Source organism: Bradyrhizobium sp. KZN70725 (assembly GCF_055264925.1).
In genome coordinates, this window is the sequence record NZ_JBUYWT010000002.1 from 226,624 (window position 1) to 249,133 (window position 22,510).

Sequence of the window (22,510 nt, forward strand, 5' to 3'; positions counted from 1 at the left end):
GGCCCGCGCTATGCCTGGCCGAATCTGGGCTTCCGCTTCTCCTTGAACGACATAGTCGCTTCCTTGTGGTCGGCAGTCTCGAACGTCACCTGCTCCAGCGCCATCGACGCCTCCAGCAGCATGTTGACGCGCTCCTTGACGATCTGGTTGATCGACAGCTTGGTCCAGCGAATGGCCCAGGTCGGACCGTTGGCGAGCTCGACCGCGATCGCGCGGGCCTTGGCCAACACCTCCGCGCGCGGCGCGACATGATTGACCAGCCCGATCCGCTCCGCCTCATTTCCCTTCAGGAGCGTGCCGCGGATCAGGAATTCCTTGGCCTTGTTGATGCCGACCAGCAGCGGCCAGATCACTGTGCCGCCGTCGCCGGCGACGAGGCCGACACGCGAGACGTGGGTGTCGCCGATCCGCGCGTCTTCCGCCATCACCGTGATGTCGCAAAGCAGCGCATGGGTCGCCGCAAGGCCGATGGCATCGCCATTGATCGCCGCGATGATGGGCTTGTCGAGCTCGAGCTGGCGGGTGACTCCGCGGCGGCTGATCATGGGATCGTGCACCTCGCCCTCTTCGAGCACGTCGCCGCCGGGCCGCTCGGACATCGCCTTGACGTCGCCACCGACGCTGAAGAAGTCGCCCGCCCCGGTCAGCACCACGGCATTAACGGCGTGATCGTCGGCGAGGTCGTCCCAGATCGTGCGCAACTCGCGGATCAGCTTCTGATTGATGGCATTGCGCGCCTGCGGGCGGTTCAAGGTCACGGTCGCGACCTTGTCCGCGACCTCGACCGTCAGGCATTCATATTTGGCGTAATTGGACACGTTTGCCTCCATTGTTTCGCTGTTTGAGTTGTTGATTATTGGCAACGCGGGCGCGCGCTAGCGGCGCATCCCGGGCTGCACATCCGCCAATGCGACGTGAAGCGACATGGCGCCCGGATCCTGCTCGAGCATGCGCTGCACGGATTCCAGATGCGATCGCAGCAATCGGCTTGCCAGATCGACGTTCCGTTCGCTGAGGGCCGCCAGGAACTGCCGCCGCTTCTCGGCCAGCCGCGCCATCGCGACCCCGCTGGAAGCGACCTTGGCATAGACGAAGCGCATGTGGATCTCGGTGACCGAGTCCACGATCATCGCAATCACCTTGTTGCCAGTCGAGGCCGCCAGCAGCTTGTAGAACTCGCGCGAACATTCGACCCGGTCGAGCAGCCGCCCCTCCTTGGTCGCAAGCTCCGTCCGCTCGATATTGGCTTCCAATGCATCGAGATCGGCCCGGCGGGCATTGGCACAAGCCAACTGCACCACGAGGTCGAGGACGTGGACCCGCGCCTCCGACAATTCCCGTACCGAAATCGTCCCGAGGCTCAGCATGTCGCGCATGACCTCGTTCATGCGGCGGGTGTCGCCCTGCTGGATGAAGGCGCCGCCCTTGACGCCCTTCTGCAGCCGGAGCACGCCGGCCATTTCGAGGCTGCGCAATGCTTCCCGCAGCACATTCCGACTGACGCCGAGCTGCTGAGCCAGTTCGCGCTCGGCCGGCAGCTTGTCGCCGGGCTTGAGCACGCCGAGCGCGAGTTGCTCGCGAATGCGCTCGCAGATCTCCTCGAACGTCCGCCTGGTGTGAATCGGCTTGAATGTCGGCGCGGCCGGCGAGCCGGCCGCACGATGATCGGTGGCCCGCTCCCGGCGGCTCGGCGAGGCGGCACGGGAGCGCCGCGGCGCGCGAGGGCTTGACTTGGTGCTCATGCGGTGAATTATTAAATGGATCACCCATTCAATGGAAGCCCTTTTTTTGCTTCCGGCAAAGAAAACGAAACGGGAGTTCGCATGAGTTTTTCCGAGGAGCAGGTCGCGTTCCGTGACAACGTGCGCAGAATGGTCGCCAGGCACGTGGCGCCGATCGCCGCCGAGATCGACGAAACCGACCGCTTCCCGCTCGAACTGGTCAAGCTGTTCGGCGAGATGGGACTGATGCAGCTCTGGGTGCCGGAGCGCTATGGCGGCCCGAATGGCAACCTGACCATGGCCTGCATCGCGCGCGAGGAGATCTCCAGGGTCTCCCCTGCCTGTGCGTCGATCGCCGCGCTCAACACCATGTTCATCATGCCGCTGCTGCATTTCGGCTCTGAGGAGCAGCGCAAGAAGTATCTGCCGATCATCGCCGAGGGTGGCGTGGTCACGGCAATCGCGATCTCGGAGCCGCAGGCCGGCTCCGACGTCGCCGCGCTCAACACCCGCGCCCGCAAGGACGGCGATAGTTATGTCCTGAACGGCCGCAAGCAGTGGTGCAGCTATGGTGTCGCGGCCGACTACATCGTGGTCATGGCGCGAACCAGTGACGGCGCCGGTGCAGACGGCATCAGCGCCTTCATCGTCGAGCCGAAGAGAATGCCGGGCATCACGTTCGGCCGCCACGAGCGCAAGATGGGCTTTCGCGGCGCGCCCAACACGCCGATCTTCTTCGACAATGTCCGCGTTCCCGCGGAAAATCTCGTCGGTGAGGAAGGCAAGGGCTTTCGCGCGTCGATGCGCGCGCTCGACCTCAACCGGCCGACCATCGGCGCGCAATCCGTCGGCCTCGCACAAGGCGCACTGGATGCCTGCGTCGCCTACGCCAAGGAGCGCAAGCAATTCAAGAAACCGATCGCCGAGTTCCAGGGCGTGCAGTTCATGCTCGCCGACATGGCCATGCAGATCGAGGCGGCCCGCGCGCTGGTCTACGAATGTGCCCACGCCGGCGATGCCGGCGACTGGAAGCGGCTCAACGTGCTTGCCAGCATGGCCAAATGCGTCGGCAGCGACATGGCGATGAAGGTGACGACCGACGCGGTCCAGATCTTCGGCGGCTACGGCTACACGATGGACTATCCGGTCGAACGCATGATGCGCGATGCCAAGCTGACCCAGATTTTTGAGGGCACCAACCAGATCCAGCGCGTGGTGATCGCCCGCGAGCTGCTGCGCTAGCGCGGATCGATTTCAAGAAGAAGCAATTGCAGGGAGGAACGAACTTGAACCACATCATCAACCGGGCGCTGATGGCCGGCGCGGTGTCAGTACTGCTGGCGGTACCTGCCTATGCTCAGAAAGCCTACGGTCCCGGTGCCAGCGATACCGAGATCAAGCTCGGCCAATCGACGCCGCTGAGTGGTCCCGCATCCGCGTTCGGCGCGGGCGCCGGGCGGGCGGTGGTCGGCTACTTCGAGATGCTGAATGCCAAAGGCGGCATCAACGGCCGCAAGATCAACTTCACGCAGCTCGACAATGCCTACAGCGCGCCGAAGGCGGTCGAACAATCGCGCAAGCTGATCGAGGACGTCGGCATATTGGCCGAGGTCGGCACGATCGGCACCGCGCCCAACGTCGCGATCCAGAAATACCTGAACGCCAAGCAGGTGCCGCAGCTGTTCATCACCGCCGGCGGACGCCGCTTCAACGATCCCAAGGCCTTTCCCTGGACGATCCCGCTCTATCCCGACTTCGAAACCGAAGGCCGCGTCGTCGCCAAATACATCCTCACCGTAAAGCCGGACGCCAGAATCGGCGTGCTTTATCAGAATGACGACTATGGCAAGGACTACCTGAAGGGCCTCCGCGCCGGCCTCGGTCCGAAGGCCGAGCTGATCGTCGCCCAGGCCTCCTACGAGCTCGCCGATCCGACGATCGACTCGCAGATCGTGCAGCTGAAGGCCGCCGGCGTCGACACCCTGATCGAGCAGTCGTCGTCGAAGGCCGCCGCGCAATCGATCCGCAAGGTTTACGAGCTCGGCTGGAAACCCCTGCACGTGATCGGGGGCTCGACCGCATCGGTCGAAACTATCCTGAAGCCCGCGGGCCTCGAAGCATCGAAAGGGCTGGTTACAACGCAATTCCTCAAGCAACCGGGCGACCCGGCGTGGGCCAACGATGAGGAGGTCAAGGCCTACAAGCAGTTCTTGAAGGCATACGCACCTTCAGCCAACCCGGACGACTATTCTGTGCTCGTGGCCTATATGAACGTGCACGCCGTGGAGTTAGCGTTGCGCAAATGCGGCGACGACCTGACCCGCGAGAACCTCATGAAGCAGGCTACCTCGCTGAATGGCGAACGATTGCCGATGATGCTCCCAGGCGTCGCGATCGGCACCCGGCCCGGAGACTACACACCCTTCAGAGCTCTGCGGATTGCGACATTTGATGGAGAAAGCTGGTCCTTGACCGGCGCTCCTCTATCGGCCGACTAGACCAGACTAGACTGCGGGCGGAGAGCCACCAAGGCTCTCGCTAAGCTCGGGTAGGTCTGCTCGAACAAGCAGCTGCGTCCCATCATGTCGCGGCGAATCCTCACACGTTCGGTGACCATTGCGCCTGCCTATCTCTTCTCCGATGCCACCTCCTACTTGAGGGACGGTCGCTTTGGAACGGCTGCCAATCCCCGCCGTTCACCGCTCACATTCAACTTTCGGGATATGCACGATGTCCAAGACCGTTGGCGATTTCGTAGTGCAGCGCCTCCAGGATTGGGACGTGCGGCATCTCTTCGGTTATCCCGGCGATGGCATCAATGGCGTGTTCGGTGCGCTCAATCGCGCCGAAGGCAAGATCGATTTCATCCAGGCGCGCCACGAGGAGATGGCGGCGTTCATGGCGTGTGCCTATGCCAAATTTTCCGGCCGCCTCGGCGTCTGCATCGCGACGTCGGGCCCCGGTGCCTCACACCTGATCACCGGTCTGTATGATGCCCTCCTCGACCATCAGCCGGTGCTCGCCATCGTGGGCCAGCAGGCGCGGAACGCGCTGGGCGGGCAGTATCAGCAGGAGCTCGACCTGGTCTCGATGTTCAAGGACGTCGCCAGCGCGTATGTCGCGCAGGCTTCCTCGCCCGCTCAGGTCCGTCATCTGATCGACCGCGCCGCGCGCATTGCGCTCGCCCGGCGCACCGTGACCGCGCTGATCCTGCCGAATGATCTGCAGGAAGAGGATTACGAGGATCCGCCGCGCGCACACGGCACGCTGCGGTCCGGCGTCGGATACACTCCGCCGAGGATCGTTCCGGCAGAGGCCGACCTCGATCGCGCCGCCGACATTCTCAACGCCGGCAAGAAGGTCGCCATGCTCGTCGGCGCCGGCGCGCTTGGCGCGACCAACGAGGTCACCTCTGTCGCCGACCGGCTGTCGGCCGGATGCGCCAAGGCGTTGCTCGGCAAGGCCGTGGTGCCCGACGACCTGCCATGGGTGACGGGCTCGATCGGCTTGCTCGGCACCGAGCCGAGCTACGACCTGATGATGGAGTGCGACACGCTCTTGATGATCGGCTCGGCGTTTCCCTATTCCGAGTTCCTGCCCAAGGAGGGCCAGGCCCGCGGCGTCCAGGTCGACATCGACGCCGGCATGCTATCGATCCGCTTTCCGATGGAGATGGGCCTCGTGGGCGACGCCGGGGAGACGCTGCGCGCGCTGCTTCCGCGCCTGAAGCAGAAGAGCGACGGCAGCTGGCGAAAGACGATCGAGCACAACGTCCGGACCTGGTGGAAGACATTGCAGGATCGCGCGCACCAGCCGGCCAAGCCGGTCAATCCTCAGCGCGTGACATGGGAGCTGTCGCCGCGTATTCCCGATCGCGCGATCATCACCAGCGATTCCGGCTCCTGCGCCAACTGGTTTGCCCGTGATCTGAAGATGCGTCCCGGCCTTATCGCCTCGCTGTCAGGCGGCCTGGCATCGATGGGCGCGGCAGTTCCCTACGCAATCGCCGCCAAATATGCAGCGCCCGATCGTCCCGTCATTGCGCTGGTTGGCGACGGCGCCATGCAGATGAACAACATGGCCGAGCTTATCACGGTCGCCAAATACTGGCGCGACTGGAGCGATCACCGCTGGATCGTCTGCGTATTCAACAATGAAGACCTCAACCAGGTGACATGGGAACAGCGCATCATCAATGCCGATCCCAAGTTCGAGGCATCGCAACGCATCCCCAACGTTTCCTATTCGCGTTTCGCCGACCTGATCGGACTGCGGGGGATTTATGTCGACGACCCCGCACAGCTCGGCTCGGCCTGGGATCAGGCGCTCGCGAGCGACATCCCCGTGGTGCTGGAAGTCAAGACCGATCCGGAAGTGCCCCCTGCTACCGCCGCATATTACGCTCGAGCAAGCCAAGAACTTCTCGATCGCGCTCGCCAAGGGCGACCCGAACGAAGTCGGCGTCATCCGCGGCGCAGCGCGCCAGCTGCTCGAGACCGTGTTGCCCGGCAGGGAGAAGTGAAGGCCAGAAGCGATGCATCGCCAGATGATGCTTGCCGTCTATTTGGTCTGCGCAGCGCTGGCGCCGGCGCGCGCCGAGTTGACCGGGTCCGATCTCGCCGGAGTCGACGCATCGCCCCGGCTCGGCGCCGTGCTACCGCTGAGCGTCCGCCTGCGCGACGAAAACGGCGTCGCACGGCCGATCCGGGAATGGCTCACCGGCGGACCCAGCGTGTGGGTCCTCGCAGATTTTACCTGCGATACGTTGTGCGGCCCGGTAGTCAGCACCGTCTCCGATGCGCTCCGGCAGTCCGGCCTGCGTCCCGGTCAGGACTTCGATCTGCACGTCGTGAGCTTCGACCCGCAGGATACCCCGGAGAACGCGAAGGATATGAAGCAGGCGCAAGTCGGCCTCGAAGCGCTGGGCGACGCCGCCCACGTCTCGCGCGGCGATGCCGGCGATATCGCGGCACTGACACGAGCATTCGGATTTGAAGCGGTCTACGACCGCGACCACGGCCGCTACGCGCATCCCGCGGCCGCGTTTGTCGTGACGGCAGACGGTCGCATTGCGCGCGTCCTGCCCGGTCTCGGGCTCCATCCCGCCAGTCTGCGCCTCGCGTTGGTCGAAGCCGGTCAAGGCCGCAAGCACGGGGGTCCGCACGACCGCCACACTCGGAGATCCGGCACCTTTGAAGAAGCAAAGGCCCAGCGCCCCGGGGAGAGCACTGAGGCCGATCATTGTCTCACTCGCCACGATCGCCGAGGCGACAGACTGCGACCAGCCCGCGGCGATTCCGCTTCCGAACGAGCGCGCTTTCGGGATCGAATTAGCACCAGTTGATTGCTGCCGACCAGGCCCTAACTCCGACCGGCACCGCAACTCGGCCGACGATCGACGCGCTTGCGGCCGGGGCCGCTCCAAACTGATCGATGTGCCCCGGGTCTTCGGGGGCAAGAGCCGCGGCACCTTCATTCGTCCAATGCCGCTCTGCCGAGGAGCGACGCATTGCTAACGACGCTTCGAAGGTGCCGTTCCTAACGACTTTTTCACCGCCGACCCGAGCCGGCGCTCAACTCTCTTGCGGCTATTGCCCACCTTCTTGACGGACTTCTTCACCGACGCTGCCGAAGTCCGGGTTTTCTTCGCCTCATAGCTCACCTTTGATCCTACCCGCGCGGCGACGCGCGCACCTTCGCCTCCAGTGTACAGTTTTGTACATACTTCCAAATCAAACCGCCGGCGCTCAGGTGAATAGGATGAGGTACCTTTCCGCCACTCGATGTTTTGAGACGGCCGCTGACCGGTGCGCCTAGCTCAAATTTGGTGAAAGCATTGGCGAGCCAAAGGTCTCTTAGGAACGACCACAACTGCCCAGGGTTGGGCTCCATCATGAGGAGGATCGCATGGCTTACGAAGAACGGGAGACTGGAAATCTGATCGGCAGCGATAAGGTCGAAGGGACCGCCGTTTATGGTGCCGACAATGAACGCATTGGTTCGATCGAACGGGTGATGATCGACAAGATTGGTGGCAAGGTCTCCTACGCAGTGCTGGGATTCGGCGGCTTCCTCGGCATCGGAGACGATCATTATCCCCTTCCGTGGCAGTCGCTCAAATACGACACCAACCTCGGCGGCTACATTACGGGACTTAACGACAGCCAGTTGCGCGGAGCGCCAAGGTACAGCAACGAGAGCAGTTGGAACTGGTCAGACCCCTCGGTCGCCCGATCGGTCGACGACTACTACGGCCGCATTCCAGCTCCGTGAGCCCGACAACCAACGATCGCCCGACGTGTCCGGTGTGCAAGCACCAAATGGCTCTAGCGCGCGTCTCGGCCGGCAAGCGTGGATTCGAGGAGCGCATGTTCGAGTGCGCCACCTGTGGGCGGACCGTAAAGGTCTCAGTTGCCGTTGATCCCACGGAGACGGATCGGGTTGGTTGGCTCGCCCGTTCGCTGGAGCCCCCGAGTTGAGGAGCTGGCCGCGCAGCTTCTCTTCAAGGCCGCGACCCACGGCACGCAAGCAAATACTCTGGCCCCTAGCCGACGTACGAACGCTGTTCCACCCACTGCCTCAACCCGATTGAGCGCAGTTGCTCTCATTCGCAGAATTCGGGTACAAACCTACGAATTCGCCTTTGCCTTCTTCGCCACGATCTGTTGCAGGGCCCAGCGCGCGTTCTTTCTGACATCTGGATCCGGGTCATCGGCAATGACCGCCAGGAACACTTCGCCATCCGGATGAGCGATCTCGCCCAACGCGGCGGCGGCGGCGACCAACCCACCATTGACATTGAGCCCCAGCGTCTCGGCCGCCATCTCGCGCACCATCCAGTCGTCGTCCTTGAGCGCACGCATGATCGTTTCCGCCGCCGAGAAGCGTTAGTGCTGTCTCGATCTGGGCGATCAGCGCCTCGATTTCCTCCCGCTCGTTCGGTCCGGGATCACGCTGTAGTCGCTGCAGGAGCGCCTGCTTCCGTGCAAGAAGCTTTGCGACGGTCGACATGGGCCCTCCTCCGTTGCCAGGCAAGCAGGTGCAAGAAGGACTTGGTGCACCGGCTCCTGACGCAATGCCAATTCCCCTTCAGATGGACCTGTCCCTAGCGATAAGGAATGCTAACGCGGATGCGCCCGCACCTGGACGCGCAGACCCGGGTCCAGCCGTTCGTATGCGATTTCGCCCTCGAGCTGCTGAGTGAGCAGGTGCACGATGCGGGAGCCCAGTCCGCCCGGCTCTGCTCCCTCCCGCAGGCCAATGCCATTATCGGACGCCGACAGCTCGATGCCGTCTCCTTTCGACAAAGAAACAACGACGTTTCCTGGCCTGTCGCCAGGAAAAGCATACTTCAGCGAGTTCGTGACCAATTCGTTCGTGATCATGCCGATCGCAAGCGCGTGGTTGTTCGGCAGGAGAATGTCCTCGCAGACCACCTGGAAGGCAACCGGCCCAGATGGAGCCAAGGACTGGAAGACCTTCTCAACCACGTCATTTAGGAAGTAGCGCATGTTGACCGAGCGCGAGTCCTCCTTGAGCGCAAGATGGTCGTAGACCTCCGCCATCACCTGCACCCTGCGGGCGGTGGCTTCCAGCGCAGCCGCGACCTCCGGCCCGCCGTGCCTTGCCTCCAGCCGGATCATGCCGCCAAGGATTGCGAGATTGTTTTTCGTCCGGTGCGCCATCTCCTGCAGCAGCAAGGTCTTGGTCTTGTCCGCCTGCATGACGCGTCGGAGTTCCGCGCGCTGAAATTCGGCGACGATGGCTGTCCCGGCGGCGGTGATCGCGAACAGTGCATTCGTCGCGAGGAAATCGATGCCGAAGCCACCTGCGTAGCTGAGGTAGGCGCCCACGCCGATAGCGATGAAGGCCGCGAATATTCCAGAGCCGCGATCGAAGATCAGGCCCGAGAGAAAAACGCCGGGCAAAAGCAGGAAATATCCAGGCGCCCCGGTCTGAGTCTGCAGCGCCGTCTGCAGCACGGCGCACACCACCATGATGCAGGCGGAGATGCCGTACCGGACCGGGCTTGGAAGCCGGTGCTCCAGAACCAGGGGGTAAAGCCTGTTCATTGGATCCCAACCGCGGGCTTGCCGTTCAGTTGCTCATGCACAGTGTTCCCACCGTCGCTGCATCATCGCAAGCCGAATCGGACCTTGCGGATCTTCAGATTCTCTGGCTGTTCAGGCCTTAGATGTCTCGCTGCCGCCTCGCGGGCCAATCGTTCCGCCTTCAGGCACTCCCGGTTCGCATGGAACGCCTGCTGGGCGCGTTCATACTCGACACCGCCACTTTGGCATCCGCGTCACTAAAGACCTTTCGAGCTTCTCCTTCGGTCGGGGTCGGCATTCTCCGCTCCGATATGCGATTGCTCATTGCTCATTGCCCCTCCTCCGAGGGTCCTCGCCCAATAATGTGCATCAGGACCGCCAACCCTGATGGGCAGGCTTTCTCCCGGCGAAGCCTTAGGGGGAGTGCGCCGGGTGGGAAGTGATTCGACGCGCGGTAAGCCCGTTCGTTCCATGGGGCCCGTGACACAGGCAGACTTCCCCTGCGGCCTGGCCGTCGGCTTTTCACTGGGGCCTCATTCGCGGCCTTCTTGCCTTGATCGGCATCAGCATTTCCTTCTGCCCGCTTGATGCCTTGCGCGGCTTCTTGGCGAGGTTGGGCCCCGATCGCCAGTGCCCTCACGGCATAGCCACCATCTGCGGGCTCGACCGAAGGATCGGAAGCTCACAATGATCCCGGTTCAACCCGGCGAGAGGCCGGTATCGAGTAGCTGCGAGACGGCCGCAGCCAATTGCGCGGGCGTAAAGGGCTTCTCGATTAGGACGCTGCCATCGACACTCTGCGATTTCCAGTCTGGCGCGCTGGCGCTCGTCATGTAGATGACAGGAAAGCCAGGCGTGATTTCCCTGATCTGCCGCGCCAGCTCCCATCCGCTGATGCCGCTACCCAGGTTGACGTCCGTCAGCAACGCCCGACACCCCTCTCGCCCATCGCGAAAGGTGGATAGGGCCACCTCCCCCGAATGGACCGAGCAAGCCTCGAAACCGCCGTCGCACAAGGCGTCCTCGATGAAGCTGCAGATCAGAGCTTCATCGTCCACGACCAGAACGCGAATTGCAGCACTCACTTTTAAGTCTCCATCGGGACCAAGGCGGAAAGGCGGGTGGGTCTCGCGTAACGGCAGGGTCGTGGCCCCGAGTGCCGCCTCAAGCCACCGGCACACCGTAATAGGCATTCACCGCCCGCGTGGTCGCGGGGTCACTCCAGTTCCAACTGCTCTCATCGGCATATTTGGGAGCGCCGCGGAGCTGGTCGTGGGTGATGCCGGTGACGTAGCCGCCAAGGTTGGTGTCGTATTTCAGTGCCTGCCACGGCAGCGGATAGTGATCATCACCGATGCCGAGCAGACCGCCGAAGCTCAGCACCGCGTAGGATACCTTGCCGCTGATCTTGTCGATCATGACGCGTTCGATGTAGCCGGCCTTTTCGCCGTCGGCCCCGTACACGTTGGTGCCCTCGACCTTGTCACTTCCGATCAAGCTGAACGTCTCGCGATCTTCCATGGCCATGTTGACCTCCTGAAGTTTGTCTTCAGAAGTCAACCGGACGACCATGGCTCCGTTCCTTGGCTGAAGCCTCGGTGCCGTCGTTCTCGCCCTCCGGCAGCATTCGGCCGGGACGCGACCGCAACGCCTACCCCCGGGTCTAGGATTCCTGCCGCAGCGGAACGACGCACGGCGCGCCGCTCCCACCTTGCGATTGTGGGCCGGTGCGCAGCACGGTGATGAAAGTCTTCGAATTCCCCGAAGCGCCGCCAGTACGGCGGCCCGTGGCGGAGTCAGAAAGCCTTCGCCCGCGCCCGCTCCCGGACGGGTCGACGCCGCTGACGCCGTTGGGTCTAGCCCTCGCGGGTTGAGCCAGGAAGCGGAGATCTGGGCGCTGCAGGCGAAGACTCGGCCCGGGGTCCCTCGCTTCGCAGCTCTACGTCGGAAGGCCGGGCGGCTTCCATGAGCTCCAGCCCCGCGCGGCCCTTCTCTGTGATGCGCCAACCGCCGTTCAGGCGCTCCACCAGTCCTTGCGAGAAGATGTCGAGATCCAGCATGCGTGCGGCCGAGCGCTTGGTCCGCTCGCCCCAGTCCCGTCCGCTCGTCGCAAGGATCGCCAGGTCGCGCTTGAGGTCCGGCATGACGGCGAATCCGTCGGGATAGCTCACCAGGATCTTCAGCACCGTGACCTGGAAGTTCAGGCCACCCGCTCCCGCCCGCTATCGCCACATCGTCGGCGCGCCGTGAAGAGCCTCGCGGCCGACCTGCCTCAGCCGCTCGGGCGAGGTGTCGCCATTCGTCGCGGCTTCCAAAATACTTAAAGCTACGTGGGTGCGTGCGCCGGTCTCATAGCGCGACACGTCTTCGCAGACCTCGTCGAGGACGATACACAGAAGCGCGGTCATTGCCGGATCGAACATGAGGCCCCCAAAGGAAAAAGATTGTAACGCAATCACAATCACATGGGCGCCAAATTCAAAAGTGTTTAGCGCCCCAATATCCAGCCAAGTCTACACTCGAGATGCGGCTCGGCCAGCTCAGAAAGTGGCCGCACCGCAGTGCGGATTGAACCTGCCTTCGGTCAAGCTGTTGCGCGGGCCCCGGCGCCGAGGCATTGCGGACAACCAGCAACCAATGCCTGGTTTTCCCGTTGTCGAGCCGGGAAAGAAACGAGAAAGGAATGATCCGATGAGGAAGTTTGCAATGGTGGGGCGACCGGAGGCGTGATCGCCGGCGCGGTCATCGGAGGGCTTGCCTCCTCGGCGTATGCCTGGGGACCGGGTCCGGGCTACTATGACTACGGTCCAAGCTACAATGGCGCCGGGTACTAAGGCGGGCCATACGCCTACGACGACGCATACGATGCTCCGTAATCACGTGCCGAGATCTTTGGTTTCGGCGATGACCCACACACCGCCCTCGGGCCCATTCGCACTTTTGACGATACGGCCAATGTCGTTCGCGCCGATCTCGAGCTGCGCCGTGGCGCGTGCCCTATCCGATGGGTTCTTTGACAAGCAGATCGATGGGCGGATCGATGATCCCGCAGCGGGCTGGAAGGCTGTTCGGGTGGCTTCCGACAACCGCACACCGTTTCATATCGAGGCTATCGACGCGCCACATCCGGGAGCGACGGACGCCACACTATCGAGCCCCCTGGTGGTCCAGTTCCAGCTTCGTCCGGACGCGCTGGCCCACTAATCCGCTGGTGACGTGCACACGCCCGAGTTCGCGTACTGTCACTTTTCAAGGTATCGAATGAAGGCAGCCGCAGAATCATTTTCCCAAGGTGCAGTCTTCTCATACGAGACCTTATCCCCGAGGCGGAAGGCTGTGACCCACTGCCGCGCCTCGAACCGGTTCAAGGGGACCTCGTTGCAACGCAGCTCGCCTTTCGACGATGGCATGGTTCAACAGTTCAAGCACCAGGCCAAAGGCTGCCAGCTCTTCTTCTTCGATGGCGGCATCATCGTAACTTTCGAGCGTTTCCGCGATGATTGCGTCAGCCTCGCGTTGCAGGGCCAGCAGTTCCTGGTTGGTTTCCGCGGTCCGCGCGCTGGAAACCATGGCCAGGAGCCTGTTGCGATGGCTGGTGTTTTCCTCCCTTTCGTCCCGATTCAAATAGCGACGCAACCAGGCGCCGGCCGAACCGATCGCGGAGAGGAGCAGGAGAGCGAACCAGAAGTAGTCGCCGTATCTGTCAAGAAAGCTGCGTTCGTTACCTTCGATGACGGCCGCCGCTCCCCGGTGCACGGGCAGCTCGGCATCTTTCTCGGTGTCAGGCTTGGTAATGTGTGCAGCCCCCGGCACTTGTCTGGCAATCGCCTGACGGACAGCGAATAATTGCCGGAAAAAGGCCGCCACCGTCGCTTCAGACAATGTCTTTCGCGCCACGATCAGATGGCTGACGCTGACCGTCTCAACCTTGTCATCAGGCCAAGCCGGATCGGCATTGAAGACGCCGGGCGGAATTTCCTCGGATTCATACCGCGGGTGCTTCAGGGCGATGGCTTCCGATGTCTCGATCGCGAGAAACTTCGGCGCGCCTCGCACGCGGGTCGTTGCAGCGATGGCGTCGGAGGTGATTTTGCTATCGAGCGGACCGAGCGCCATGAATGCATCGAGGGTCGGGTCGCGTGCCAGCTCCTCGATGTGGTCCGTTCCAAAGTGCATAATCGCGACCTTGTCCGCCTGCACGCCGGAGGCGCTAAGGATAACCCGCAGGATAGCAGCATTCGCCGGGGTCCGCCCGATTACGCCGACACGATGCCCTGCGAGATCGGCGATCTCCTTGATTTTCGGCGCGTGCTTTCTTTTGGAGGCCTTGCCCGCAAGTCCGGAAGGCGCCCACAGCACAACGAAGTTCTTACGCAGCGTGGCGACGGTCTGCGCGTCGGCGGGCATATCCAGGTCGCCGCGACCGACCGCAAGGTCGGCCTTCCCAGCACGAAGCAACGCGAGGGATTCGACCGCCCCGTCGGCTTTGATCGGGGACAGCCTGACAGTTCTGCTTTCGCTGGCGAAGGCATCGGCCATCGCCTCAACTACTTTGTGATCATCGCTTCCGGGAGGTCCAACTGCGATCCGGAGAACTTCCGGCCGCAGCGCATAATACAGTGCGCCCGCTGCGGCGCCAAAGACTAGAAATCCAACGGCCAGGACAAGCAGCAATGAATTGCTCCTTCTTCGCCGTCGGCGGGCAGCGTCATTGGTTTTATCTGTATCGCTTGGCGAGGACATGTGCCGCTGCCAGCCAGAGATCAAAGCGCGTCCTGCTTCCTAGGATATCTGCCGCGAGCGCTTGGTGGAAGAGCGAGTGATGAACAACAACCACGACACGCGCCGTCTTTCTTCGCCTGCAGCGGCGGACTCCTGGGTGCCGAGCAACTTCAGCGCAGTCTCGATCTTGGCGAGGAGCGAGCGCCTGGATTTCGGCTCGCTCGTTCGGGCCGAGACCGGCTTCGAGCCGCGCCGGTAATTGCTCTTTCTGTCCCAGGAGCTTCGCAATAGCAGACATCTCATCACCGCGAAAACGTAATCGACGGCGAAAGGGCCGCTCAGAGAGCGGCCCCATTTCTAGTTCACCAGCTCCGGGTGCCGAAGCTGAAACCGATGCTTGGGCCACCGCCGTAGTAGCCGTAGCCGCGATCGTAGTAGCCTGGACCATTGTAATAGCCGTAGCTGCGGCGAACCACGTAGCCGTCGTCTCCGCCGTAGTAGCGTTGGACATAGCGGGGACCGCGGGTCCGGTAGCAGCGGCCATACTCGTTACAGACAAGACGGACTTGCTCGATGCCCGCAGCCTCAGTCGACGCGATGGCTGCAGGTGCAAGAGGTGCCGCACTCGCAGACGACGCCATCAAGGTCGCGGCGAGAGCTCCAAGCGCGATGTTCTTCATGGATATTCTCCTTCCTTGGCGAGATCAGTCGATCTCTTCGATGATGCGACGTTCATGGGGTTCGACGATGTAGGTCCGGCTGTCCCGGTTGATGTACCGGTACTCGCGAAGGCTCGGAGCATCCCGATAGACCTCTTCGGGAAACGCTTCGATCTCCACGCCTTCCGGCACGCGCTCTCCGGTGCGGATCTCGGTACGAACCGAGCTGCCGGTGGTGGTGCGACGCTCGCGCTCGACCGGCCGCGCTTTGGCGTGCTTGCGGATGACCTCGCGGTCCTTGTCGCTGAAGGTCGTCTTGCGCTGTTCGGTGCGCGCCGGCGCGGCCGCCGTGGAGCGGCCCGAGTACGGCAGGACCGCGACGATCTTGTAGCTGGAGGGCTCCACGATCACGATCTCGTCCCTCACCAGCACGAAGTTGTAGCCCCGGTACTGGGGTACGATCTCGACGACCTCCGCAGGCAGCGGCTGCAGATGTACATCGCGCGGCACGGCCGTGCCGATCGACAACGAGAAATTCACATTGTTGAGCGGTTGCACATCCAGGTGTGAAATCGACGTGCTGATCCGGGTCTGCTGCTGATCGTTGATGTTCACGGACGCGTTCACGTTCGTGCTCGACGAGCGATTGGCCGTGTTCTGCTGGCTGCTCGGCTGCCGGGCCGTGGTGGTCGGATTGCTACCCGTCGGAGACTGAGCCTGATTGGTGCCCGAAGCCGGTGGGTTCGCGCTCTGTGTCTGATTGTTCGCAGGCGGATTGGTCTGCGCCTGGTTCGAAGGCGGATTAGTCTGGTTGGAGGGCTGGCTCGTCTGCGCCTGGTTGGTAGAGTTGTTCGACGTGGGCGCCTGCGTGGTGTTGGTGCCCGTACCGGAGTTGGACGTTTGGCCTGCAGCGCTCTGGCCGGTCGCTGGCGGAGGCTGCGTCTGGGCCGCATTCGTCGAAGGGTTGGTCTGCGCGGATCCCGGAGCGGAGTTGGACGACGGTGTCGACGTCGAAGAGGACGGCGGCGTCGACGTGGAATCCTGTTGACGCTGCGTAGCCGACGGATTGGAGCTCGACGTGCTCGGAGAAGATTGTGCGAGAGCCGAAGTCGCGAGCGCAACTGCGGCGGTCGTAGCCAACAATAAACGCTTGTTCATCTGAAATCCTCCTAATTGGTCGCCGAACAACACCGGACGAAGGGCCAGGTTCCAGAACGGGAAGTTTCGGCAAATCGGCTGAGACGGCGCCGGTGGAAATTCTTGTCGCCGCGAGAAATCAGTCTCGCGACATGAGCGGTGTGCCTTCCGACTGCCGGGAAGAAACGGAACTTCGCGCCCGCCTGCCCGTTGGCAGTGACTACTTAGAAGCCATTGGAGGAGTCAATGAAGAAGCTGATCGTGTGCGGCGGCCTCGCCGCCTTCGCCCTCGGCACCCAGGCCGCCAGCGCCGCCGAGTTCTACATCGTTCGTGATGCAACGACCAAAAAGTGCACCGTTGTCGACACCAAGCCGACGACGACCACGACGACGGTCGTGGGCGACGGCGTCTACAAGACCAAGACGGAAGCCGAGTCCGCCGTGAAGACCACCAAGGTCTGCACCGAACAGTAAACGGCCATCGCAGGGCCGAGCCGGCCTCGCGAAAACGTTCTGAAGGCCATTGGAGGAGAAAATGCTTGTACTGACTTTATGGGCCGTTCCCCCGTGCTCGTTGTTGGCGGCGTCGGCTATTGGATAGTTCACATGCACTGAGCGAACAGTCCGCATGAAAGGCTCGCCCGCAAACCGGGCGATTTTTTTGGACCATTGGGCCCGGCAGAAAAAAGGGCCCAGCGGGGGCCCTTTTTCCGTGAGTTCTCGCCGCACTAATTGTAGTCCGAGTATTTGAACTGCGGGAGCGCCTTCAATTGCTCCTTGTTGCCGCTCATGACCGCGTGGTCCGGGACCCAATCGTTCGCGTTGCGGTTCGTCGTATTCGTCGAAGCCGCGCCGGTGGTGGTGTCGCGCGAGTTGGTCGACGTGCTGCTCGAGCTGGTCCGGACCGGCTCTTCGACGAACTTCAGCTTGTCCATCGAGACGGCGATGTCGTGCTCGCCCATGCCCAGAAAGCCGCCGATACCGATCACCACCGCGTTGATCTTGCCGCTCTTGTCGACGAGCAGCTCGTTGATGTCTCCGAGCTTCTCGTTGGCCTCGTTGTAGACGTTCAGGCCTATCAGCTTCGAAGCGCGCCAATTTCCCTTGAGCGCCATCTTCGCATCGGCCGGCTGGGCCGTGACCGCCGGCGCGGCGCGATCGGCGGGCTGGGTGGATTGCGCGAACGCGCCGCCGCCGATCAAGGCAGTGCCAAGCAGAGCGACGGCAAGAAAGCTTTTCATCGATTATCTCCTCCAACGTGAGCCGCACCCGTTCAAGATGCCGGGCCCCAACGCCCGCGATTGCCACTTGTTCCTGATCGCTCCTTTCAGTCGAAACGGGGCGCAAAGGATTCTACCCATGCTTGATGGGGGTCAGGATCCGGTCCACTAACGATGTTCGGTGCTCACGAGCCGGACGACAATTCCTTTGCCTTGGGAGTGAAGGCAAAGCTGCCAAACCTCATTCGAACAGTCTTCCGCTTGCCTTGCGGAGTCGCCGGCCTGCTGGACCTCCGGCTGTGGAGGAGGCACTTCGTCCGCAAGGGCGGCCGTCGCGAGAAGAACAAAAGCCGCCGTGGAAAGAATGGTTTTCATGCGAGCCTCCTGATCGGCGACTCAACGAAGAGACTCTGAAGCCGTGCCGACTTCCGGGCGCGATATGGTTGACCCCGTCTCGAATCCTTCGCGTCCTCCGCGGCCGAGCAGCTCGCGATATCGGCGTTCGTACTCCTTCACCATCCGACTTGCGGCGAAGCGCTCCTCGAACCGGGCGCGGACCACTCTTCTGTCCAGCCGGCCCAGTTCGTTCACTGCCCTGATCGCCTGCTCCTCGTTATCCACGATAAAGCCGGTGACGCCGTCTTCCACCACTTCGGGCACCGAGCCGGCTCGGTAGGCAATCACAGGTGTCCCGCACGCCATCGCTTCGATCATGACGAGCCCGAACGGCTCCGGCCACGCGATCGGAAACAGCAACGCGGCGGCCCCGGCGAGGAACGGCTGCTTCCCGATTTCGTCCACTTCGCCGACAAGTTGGATCTCCCCGCCATCGATGTTCGGCTCGAGCTTCTTCTTGAAGTAGGCCGTCTCCGCGCGCGGTATCTTGGCCGCTATCCGCAGCGGCGTCCGCGCGGCGCGTGCGATGCGTATGGCGGCCTCCGGTCCCTTGTCCGCCGTCAGCCGCCCGAGGAAGGCCAGGTACGAACCACGTTCGCAGGACGGCCTGAACAGATCATTGGGCAGCCCATGCTGGATCGTCGCGATCCAGTTCGCATCCGGAAGTGGTCGACGCTGGTCGTCGGAAATCGCGACGAAGGCCGCGTTTGGGAAAGCCCCGATCACATCGGACAGCCCGGGAAGGTCGAGCCGGCCGTGCATTGTCGTCAGGAACGGCACGCCGGTCCGGCTTAGCACCGGAAGAGGCAACCAGTCGACGTGGGAGTGGATCACGTCGAAATCGCCCGCGCGATCGGCGATGGCTTCAATCAGCAGCGCGCATGCGGCGTTCGGATCCGTTCCCCTTCGCCCCAGGCGCAGCGCACGCGGCCAGACAGGATGGAGCTTTCCCTTTGTCTTCGAATCCCCGCTCGCGAACAGGGTGACGTCGTGTCCGAGCTCGACCAGTTCGTCGACAAGCCAGGCGATCACGCGCTCCGTGCCGCCATAGAGCTTCGGCGGAACGCTCTCGGCCAATGGAGCAAGCTGGGCGATCCGCATGCTAGGCCCCGACCACGGACTGCATGGCAATCACAACGACCTCGGAACTGAGGTATGAAATCGCTAGCAGCGTCCAACTGGGCTTTGTGCTTTCGCAGACCATCCGCGCGACGAACATCTTCACGCCCGTCAACCTTCGTCTTCGGGAGGCTGGTGCAAGTAGGCTATCCCGAAGCTGGCGAGATCTTCGGCATCGCTCTCTCGCTCTTCCCGTCTCCTGTGCAAATAGCGCTCGAGCAGGCAGCGGCGGCTGTCGTGAACGTCAACGTCAGGGTGCGCCGCCCGGTACACGATCCAGGCCGTCTCTGCCGCCCTTCTCACCGTGACTTCGTCGACCATCCTCACGCTCCAAGCGACCGCATCCAGTCGCTGCCAACTCAGCGCGATGGCAAAAGTTTCCAATTTTTCCCCAAATCTTCGACCTTTGGTGGAGAAGCGCTCGAAGGGCCGATCAGAAAGCTTTCGCCCGCGCGTGATCGCGGATCCGATTCAGCGCGATGATCTGGCCATCAATGGCCCCTAAGGACGGCTCCGCAAAAGCCGGTCGACGGCGCGAACAGTGTCATGGACGGTGGATTTCTTATGACCAAGGCACGCGATCAACTAGCGCGTCGATTCTCCGCCGCAGGTGGTCAACCAGCCCGCTTCGCACCGACAGTCATGCAGCCCCCAAGGCACTTGGACACTTCGAGTTGAGAACAGAGGCGCCGTCAATTGCGTCCCTCGTGTTCGGCGGAGTAAAACGCCGCGGAGACCCCGAGCGGTGCCAGAAGATATGGCGCCGTCAAAAATCCTGCGCAAAAAGTAGCGCGAGACGATCGGCTTAATCAGCTTGACGGTCGCTCGGGTCGCCGGACGGCATTGACCGTCGGCGGGTTGATCATCACGACCATACGAACATTGTTTTCCGGTGGCCATCAGCCGGCGAGCGGCTTCGAACGGCCACCATGGCGCCCTTGCATTTGCCGCCCAAAAGGAAAGGAGCGCTGGCTTGCCGCTCCAGGATAAGCGGAAGGCGAACCAAGGAGCTGGGGCGCGCCCGGGCGGTGACCACGATCCTTGCCACCCGAGCGGCCGAGAAGCGCGCCGCAGGCGAAGCGCTAAGCTGACGTTGAAGCCGACGTGCCGACCAGCACCAGGCGGGCCGGCGCCACTGGCATGGTCCTGACTCGACGAAAACCAAATGTATCGCATACCAGGCGAGTGTCGTGCCGATCAGGAGCCGCGCCGAGGCGGACGCTGTCGATTCGCGGCTGCCGCATGCGACGGGTTTCATCAACCGGTCGCCACCCGCGCCGGCGGCAGCCGCCCGCATGTTGCCAGTTTTTCCCGACATCAGGAACGAACCGGTTTCTGCCACGTTCACCGTCCGAGGCAAAACACGGAGTGGCTGAGATGGGCGCTGGCGATCAGGTCGCATGCATGTCGGTGGTGGCATTGTTCTCGCTTGCACTGATCGTGACATCGAGCCTGTTCGTGCAATCGAGGGCGGCAAAGAATCCGGCGATGCTCGCCGCGCAGCAGGTGCGCGCTCCATTTTAGCGCTGGCAATCCGCCGCCTCAGCTCGGTCAGACTCGGCAACCATTTTGCGGTGTGAGACAGCGCAGCCGGCTCATTGCTTGATCAAAATCCCTTGCGCGTCAAAGGCGCGGTCGGCGCGCTCTCCTGCTCGCCGCGACCCGGCACAATAATTGGCTCCGGCGCAGCCGGGGAACCGCGCCGGAACCTTTGGGGAAGTTGATTGTGCTCGTTTAAGCAGGTCATCAACTGCCGCCGAGGCAAACCGTTCCCAACCATTTGCATATTTTTCCCGACAAAAAGGACGGCAGCAAAACCGGATGTTGGCGCAGCGGCAATGGTTCCGACCTGAGGAGATATGAAATGAGACGGCTCGGCAAGACGGCCGCAGCGCCATGCTTGATGCCGGCTTCCTGGCCGTGTCCGCGATCAGCGCATCGGCGGCGATCGCGTGCGCTGGGCGGGTGTGCGGGCACACCCATGAGACCTATGATTATCCGCGTGAATGCCGCGTCGTGGTTCACGACAATTGGCGCTGGGGGCCGCGCGAGCTTCCTCGAGCACGAAAAGCGCGGGCTATTTGGCGCGGCCGCACCTGGGTGACCTGGTGAGCGTACCGACGACGTGATGGGGCCGCCGCGGGCGGCTTCATGTTTCAGCCCATGCGATCGGCGAGGAACGTTTGCCATTTTCTCCCGTTGATCGGCGCCGGTGCCGATATGCGGTCCGGGATTGCGGTGAAGGTTGTTGATGCCTCTGGTCCGGTACTTTCTGTTCACAGGCGCGACGCTGCTCGGCCTGCTGCTTCTCACCGACTGGTATTTTTCAGCCCCGGCGCCAGTCACCGTCGCTCGCAACGACATCGATCGCACGATCATCCGCATTCGCTCGCAGCACAAATGGCCGGAGGCGATCCGCATGGACACGAGCACCCCGCTCCCTGCCGCCGCGCCTGCCCCCACAGCTTCGGCGGCTGTCGCGGCACCGGTCCCCGCTGCGCCGCCCGCGACGATTGCGCAGGTTGATGCGTCGCGGGCAGCTCCGCCGGCGCGCCTTGAGCGCAGCGCGCGACATGCAAAGCCCACCCGGCAGGCGCAGCGCGAGAGACGCCAGCGACTTGCACAGCGCGGTCAGCGCTTCGCGAGCTATCGCGAGCCGGAATGGCAGGGCCGGTCGTTCCCGAGCTGGTGAGCCGCAAAGCTCTTGCTTGAATATTGTCGCACCGGTGCGTTCGTCGCGTCGGTTTGCCCCGATGAATCCCGCCTGGTGTACGGCAATGAAGAACTGTCCGCATCACTGAACGCGGCCAGTTCAAATTATGCAAGGATCAGCCAAGTTCCATTTCGACGGCGATCCGTACCAGGTCCGAGTGGTTCTTCGCGCCGAGCTTCTGCTTGAGCAGCGACGTGGCATTGGCGACAGTCTTGTAGGAGATGCCTAGCGCTGATGCGACTTCGACGATCTTGTCGCCGCGGCCGAGCAACCGCAAGATCTCCAGCTCCCGCGCCGACATCTGCGAGGCGGGGCTGGCCTTGATCGCGGCGCCGGCGAACGCGATCGCCTCCGCGAGATGCGGCGAAATGAACCGCTCGCCTGCCGCGACCTTGCGCACCGCCTTGACGAACAGGCGCGGATCGTCGCTCTTGGAAAGATAGCCTTGCGCCCCCATCTCCACCGCCCGCACCACGAAGGCGGGATCGTCGTTCATGCTGAACATGATGATCCGGGCGACCGGGTCGTCTTTCCGGATCCTGCGCAGCAGCTCGAATCCGGAGACATCGGGAAGCTTGATGTCGATCACGGTCACGTCCGGCCGCTTCTGGGTAAAGGCGCGCAAGCCGGCCTTGGCATCGGCGGCCTCCTCGATCTTCACCGTCTTGTCGGAAGCAAACAGGGACCGGCAGCCCGACACCACCACCGGGTGGTCGTCGACGATCAACACTCTCATGGACGATTTGGAGGTATCGTGCATCATTCTCTCCCC

The 22,510-nt window shown here is 62.8% G+C and carries 25 protein-coding genes and 1 pseudogene; 9 read left to right on the forward strand and 17 right to left on the reverse strand.

All coding sequences use genetic code 11. The annotated features are described in order from the left end of the window. Positions 1 to 8: 8 nt before the first annotated feature. Both ACZBJS_RS02970 and ACZBJS_RS02975 read right to left on the reverse strand, forming a co-directional pair. Positions 9 to 818: an enoyl-CoA hydratase/isomerase family protein gene (locus ACZBJS_RS02970; protein ID WP_225648237.1), complete on the reverse strand. Its 810-nt coding sequence runs from the start codon at positions 816 to 818 to the stop codon at positions 9 to 11. Positions 819 to 875: 57 nt separating this feature from the next. Next, the gene (locus ACZBJS_RS02975; protein WP_083714940.1) at positions 876 to 1,742 is read right to left on the reverse strand and encodes a FadR/GntR family transcriptional regulator; all 867 of its coding nucleotides are present in this window, start codon (positions 1,740 to 1,742) and stop codon (positions 876 to 878) included. 81 nt (positions 1,743 to 1,823) lie between these two features. Between ACZBJS_RS02975 and ACZBJS_RS02980 the strand changes: the two genes are divergently transcribed. The 3 genes from ACZBJS_RS02980 (at position 1,824) to ACZBJS_RS02990 (ending at position 6,716) form a co-directional block, all read left to right on the forward strand. Next, positions 1,824 to 2,963 carry an acyl-CoA dehydrogenase family protein gene (locus ACZBJS_RS02980; protein ID WP_463438331.1) on the forward strand — a complete coding sequence of 380 codons (1,140 nt, stop codon included), beginning with the start codon at positions 1,824 to 1,826 and terminating at the stop codon, positions 2,961 to 2,963. Between the two features lie 71 nt (positions 2,964 to 3,034). Further along, positions 3,035 to 4,219, forward strand: a complete 1,185-nt coding sequence (locus tag ACZBJS_RS02985) for an ABC transporter substrate-binding protein (RefSeq protein WP_244558760.1) — start codon at positions 3,035 to 3,037, stop codon at positions 4,217 to 4,219. Between the two features lie 232 nt (positions 4,220 to 4,451). Next, positions 4,452 to 6,716, forward strand: coding sequence for a thiamine pyrophosphate-requiring protein (locus ACZBJS_RS02990; protein WP_463438332.1), 2,265 nt, complete (start codon positions 4,452 to 4,454; stop codon positions 6,714 to 6,716). Positions 6,717 to 7,233: 517 nt separating this feature from the next. Here the strand turns inward: ACZBJS_RS02990 and ACZBJS_RS02995 are convergent. Continuing rightward, positions 7,234 to 7,452 carry a DUF3606 domain-containing protein gene (locus tag ACZBJS_RS02995; protein ID WP_375166489.1) on the reverse strand — a complete coding sequence of 73 codons (219 nt, stop codon included), beginning with the start codon at positions 7,450 to 7,452 and terminating at the stop codon, positions 7,234 to 7,236. 176 nt (positions 7,453 to 7,628) lie between these two features. On the opposite strand from ACZBJS_RS02995, the gene ACZBJS_RS03000 reads away from it, so the two are divergent. After that, positions 7,629 to 7,994, forward strand: a complete 366-nt coding sequence (locus ACZBJS_RS03000; RefSeq protein WP_076826400.1) for a PRC-barrel domain-containing protein — start codon at positions 7,629 to 7,631, stop codon at positions 7,992 to 7,994. 356 nt (positions 7,995 to 8,350) lie between these two features. On the opposite strand, the pseudogene ACZBJS_RS03005 reads toward ACZBJS_RS03000, so the two are convergent. The 6 genes and pseudogenes from ACZBJS_RS03005 to ACZBJS_RS03030 all read right to left on the reverse strand — a co-directional run. Beyond that, positions 8,351 to 8,599 (reverse strand): annotated as a pseudogene (locus ACZBJS_RS03005) (HEAT repeat domain-containing protein); the annotation flags it as partial. A 243-nt stretch (positions 8,600 to 8,842) separates the two neighbouring features. Then, positions 8,843 to 9,793, reverse strand: coding sequence for a sensor histidine kinase (locus tag ACZBJS_RS03010; RefSeq protein WP_463438333.1), 951 nt, complete (start codon positions 9,791 to 9,793; stop codon positions 8,843 to 8,845). A 677-nt stretch (positions 9,794 to 10,470) separates the two neighbouring features. Next, positions 10,471 to 10,857 (reverse strand): response regulator, encoded by a 387-nt coding sequence (locus ACZBJS_RS03015; RefSeq protein ID WP_076826395.1) that lies wholly within the window; start codon positions 10,855 to 10,857, stop codon positions 10,471 to 10,473. Between the two features lie 79 nt (positions 10,858 to 10,936). Further along, a complete protein-coding gene (locus ACZBJS_RS03020) occupies positions 10,937 to 11,299 on the reverse strand; it encodes a PRC-barrel domain-containing protein (protein ID WP_057017299.1) in 363 nt (120 codons plus the stop codon). A gap of 329 nt (positions 11,300 to 11,628) precedes the next feature. After that, positions 11,629 to 11,958, reverse strand: coding sequence for a hypothetical protein (locus ACZBJS_RS03025; RefSeq protein WP_410469693.1), 330 nt, complete (start codon positions 11,956 to 11,958; stop codon positions 11,629 to 11,631). A 36-nt stretch (positions 11,959 to 11,994) separates the two neighbouring features. Beyond that, entirely contained in the window at positions 11,995 to 12,195 is a 201-nt protein-coding gene (locus tag ACZBJS_RS03030) for a hypothetical protein (RefSeq protein ID WP_141343189.1), read from the reverse strand. A 532-nt stretch (positions 12,196 to 12,727) separates the two neighbouring features. Between ACZBJS_RS03030 and ACZBJS_RS03035 the strand changes: the two genes are divergently transcribed. After that, positions 12,728 to 12,976 (forward strand): hypothetical protein, encoded by a 249-nt coding sequence (locus ACZBJS_RS03035; protein ID WP_316394780.1) that lies wholly within the window; start codon positions 12,728 to 12,730, stop codon positions 12,974 to 12,976. A 111-nt stretch (positions 12,977 to 13,087) separates the two neighbouring features. Here ACZBJS_RS03035 and ACZBJS_RS03040 read toward each other — a convergent pair whose 3' ends face one another. After that, positions 13,088 to 14,515, reverse strand: coding sequence for a TAXI family TRAP transporter solute-binding subunit (locus ACZBJS_RS03040; RefSeq protein ID WP_463438334.1), 1,428 nt, complete (start codon positions 14,513 to 14,515; stop codon positions 13,088 to 13,090). A 79-nt stretch (positions 14,516 to 14,594) separates the two neighbouring features. On the opposite strand from ACZBJS_RS03040, the gene ACZBJS_RS03045 reads away from it, so the two are divergent. Next, positions 14,595 to 14,753, forward strand: coding sequence for a hypothetical protein (locus ACZBJS_RS03045; protein WP_159109475.1), 159 nt, complete (start codon positions 14,595 to 14,597; stop codon positions 14,751 to 14,753). Between the two features lie 103 nt (positions 14,754 to 14,856). On the opposite strand, the gene ACZBJS_RS03050 is transcribed toward ACZBJS_RS03045, so the two are convergent. Both ACZBJS_RS03050 and ACZBJS_RS03055 read right to left on the reverse strand, forming a co-directional pair. Then, entirely contained in the window at positions 14,857 to 15,174 is a 318-nt protein-coding gene (locus tag ACZBJS_RS03050) for a hypothetical protein (RefSeq protein ID WP_057017199.1), read from the reverse strand. A gap of 24 nt (positions 15,175 to 15,198) precedes the next feature. After that, on the reverse strand, positions 15,199 to 16,311 hold the full coding sequence (locus ACZBJS_RS03055; RefSeq protein WP_253587181.1) for a DUF1236 domain-containing protein: 1,113 nt from the start codon (positions 16,309 to 16,311) through the stop codon (positions 15,199 to 15,201). Between the two features lie 225 nt (positions 16,312 to 16,536). Here ACZBJS_RS03055 and ACZBJS_RS03060 point away from each other — a divergent pair, with 225 nt between their 5' ends. After that, positions 16,537 to 16,764: a hypothetical protein gene (locus ACZBJS_RS03060; protein ID WP_057017197.1), complete on the forward strand. Its 228-nt coding sequence runs from the start codon at positions 16,537 to 16,539 to the stop codon at positions 16,762 to 16,764. 254 nt (positions 16,765 to 17,018) lie between these two features. Here ACZBJS_RS03060 and ACZBJS_RS03065 read toward each other — a convergent pair whose 3' ends face one another. The 4 genes from ACZBJS_RS03065 to ACZBJS_RS03080 form a co-directional block, all read right to left on the reverse strand. Then, positions 17,019 to 17,531, reverse strand: coding sequence for a PRC-barrel domain-containing protein (locus tag ACZBJS_RS03065; protein WP_463438335.1), 513 nt, complete (start codon positions 17,529 to 17,531; stop codon positions 17,019 to 17,021). Positions 17,532 to 17,678: 147 nt separating this feature from the next. Then, complete coding sequence (locus tag ACZBJS_RS03070; protein ID WP_141343184.1) at positions 17,679 to 17,885, reverse strand: hypothetical protein; 207 nt, start codon at positions 17,883 to 17,885, stop codon at positions 17,679 to 17,681. Between the two features lie 21 nt (positions 17,886 to 17,906). After that, positions 17,907 to 19,007, reverse strand: coding sequence for a glycosyltransferase family 4 protein (locus ACZBJS_RS03075; protein WP_316394767.1), 1,101 nt, complete (start codon positions 19,005 to 19,007; stop codon positions 17,907 to 17,909). Between the two features lie 129 nt (positions 19,008 to 19,136). Beyond that, positions 19,137 to 19,346 carry a hypothetical protein gene (locus ACZBJS_RS03080; RefSeq protein ID WP_092088827.1) on the reverse strand — a complete coding sequence of 70 codons (210 nt, stop codon included), beginning with the start codon at positions 19,344 to 19,346 and terminating at the stop codon, positions 19,137 to 19,139. Between the two features lie 1,056 nt (positions 19,347 to 20,402). Between ACZBJS_RS03080 and ACZBJS_RS03085 the strand changes: the two genes are divergently transcribed. Then, the gene (locus ACZBJS_RS03085; RefSeq protein ID WP_162832411.1) at positions 20,403 to 20,549 is read left to right on the forward strand and encodes a hypothetical protein; all 147 of its coding nucleotides are present in this window, start codon (positions 20,403 to 20,405) and stop codon (positions 20,547 to 20,549) included. A gap of 727 nt (positions 20,550 to 21,276) precedes the next feature. Then, positions 21,277 to 21,717, forward strand: a complete 441-nt coding sequence (locus tag ACZBJS_RS03090; protein WP_057017192.1) for a hypothetical protein — start codon at positions 21,277 to 21,279, stop codon at positions 21,715 to 21,717. A gap of 136 nt (positions 21,718 to 21,853) precedes the next feature. Here ACZBJS_RS03090 and ACZBJS_RS03095 read toward each other — a convergent pair whose 3' ends face one another. Then, positions 21,854 to 22,498, reverse strand: coding sequence for a response regulator transcription factor (locus ACZBJS_RS03095; RefSeq protein WP_026192607.1), 645 nt, complete (start codon positions 22,496 to 22,498; stop codon positions 21,854 to 21,856). Positions 22,499 to 22,510 lie beyond the last annotated feature (12 nt).

Bases quoted from the DNA above. Each gene is read 5' to 3' on its own strand.
- ACZBJS_RS02975 (WP_083714940.1), bottom strand. From the start codon at position 1,742: ATGAGCACCAAGTCAAGCCCTCGCGCGCCGCGGCGCTCCCGTGCCGCC.
- ACZBJS_RS02980 (WP_463438331.1), top strand. From the start codon at position 1,824: ATGAGTTTTTCCGAGGAGCAGGTCGCGTTCCGTGACAACGTGCGCAGA.
- ACZBJS_RS02985 (WP_244558760.1), top strand. From the start codon at position 3,035: ATGGCCGGCGCGGTGTCAGTACTGCTGGCGGTACCTGCCTATGCTCAG.
- ACZBJS_RS02990 (WP_463438332.1), top strand. From the start codon at position 4,452: ATGTCCAAGACCGTTGGCGATTTCGTAGTGCAGCGCCTCCAGGATTGG.
- ACZBJS_RS03000 (WP_076826400.1), top strand. From the start codon at position 7,629: ATGGCTTACGAAGAACGGGAGACTGGAAATCTGATCGGCAGCGATAAG.
- ACZBJS_RS03010 (WP_463438333.1), bottom strand. From the start codon at position 9,793: ATGAACAGGCTTTACCCCCTGGTTCTGGAGCACCGGCTTCCAAGCCCG.
- ACZBJS_RS03020 (WP_057017299.1), bottom strand. From the start codon at position 11,299: ATGGCCATGGAAGATCGCGAGACGTTCAGCTTGATCGGAAGTGACAAG.
- ACZBJS_RS03030 (WP_141343189.1), bottom strand. From the start codon at position 12,195: ATGTTCGATCCGGCAATGACCGCGCTTCTGTGTATCGTCCTCGACGAG.
- ACZBJS_RS03035 (WP_316394780.1), top strand. From the start codon at position 12,728: ATGTCGTTCGCGCCGATCTCGAGCTGCGCCGTGGCGCGTGCCCTATCC.
- ACZBJS_RS03040 (WP_463438334.1), bottom strand. From the start codon at position 14,515: ATGTCCTCGCCAAGCGATACAGATAAAACCAATGACGCTGCCCGCCGA.
- ACZBJS_RS03045 (WP_159109475.1), top strand. From the start codon at position 14,595: ATGAACAACAACCACGACACGCGCCGTCTTTCTTCGCCTGCAGCGGCG.
- ACZBJS_RS03050 (WP_057017199.1), bottom strand. From the start codon at position 15,174: ATGAAGAACATCGCGCTTGGAGCTCTCGCCGCGACCTTGATGGCGTCG.
- ACZBJS_RS03055 (WP_253587181.1), bottom strand. From the start codon at position 16,311: ATGAACAAGCGTTTATTGTTGGCTACGACCGCCGCAGTTGCGCTCGCG.
- ACZBJS_RS03060 (WP_057017197.1), top strand. From the start codon at position 16,537: ATGAAGAAGCTGATCGTGTGCGGCGGCCTCGCCGCCTTCGCCCTCGGC.
- ACZBJS_RS03065 (WP_463438335.1), bottom strand. From the start codon at position 17,531: ATGAAAAGCTTTCTTGCCGTCGCTCTGCTTGGCACTGCCTTGATCGGC.
- ACZBJS_RS03070 (WP_141343184.1), bottom strand. From the start codon at position 17,885: ATGAAAACCATTCTTTCCACGGCGGCTTTTGTTCTTCTCGCGACGGCC.
- ACZBJS_RS03075 (WP_316394767.1), bottom strand. From the start codon at position 19,007: ATGCGGATCGCCCAGCTTGCTCCATTGGCCGAGAGCGTTCCGCCGAAG.
- ACZBJS_RS03080 (WP_092088827.1), bottom strand. From the start codon at position 19,346: ATGGTCGACGAAGTCACGGTGAGAAGGGCGGCAGAGACGGCCTGGATC.
- ACZBJS_RS03085 (WP_162832411.1), top strand. From the start codon at position 20,403: ATGGGCGCTGGCGATCAGGTCGCATGCATGTCGGTGGTGGCATTGTTC.
- ACZBJS_RS03090 (WP_057017192.1), top strand. From the start codon at position 21,277: ATGCCTCTGGTCCGGTACTTTCTGTTCACAGGCGCGACGCTGCTCGGC.
- ACZBJS_RS03095 (WP_026192607.1), bottom strand. From the start codon at position 22,498: ATGCACGATACCTCCAAATCGTCCATGAGAGTGTTGATCGTCGACGAC.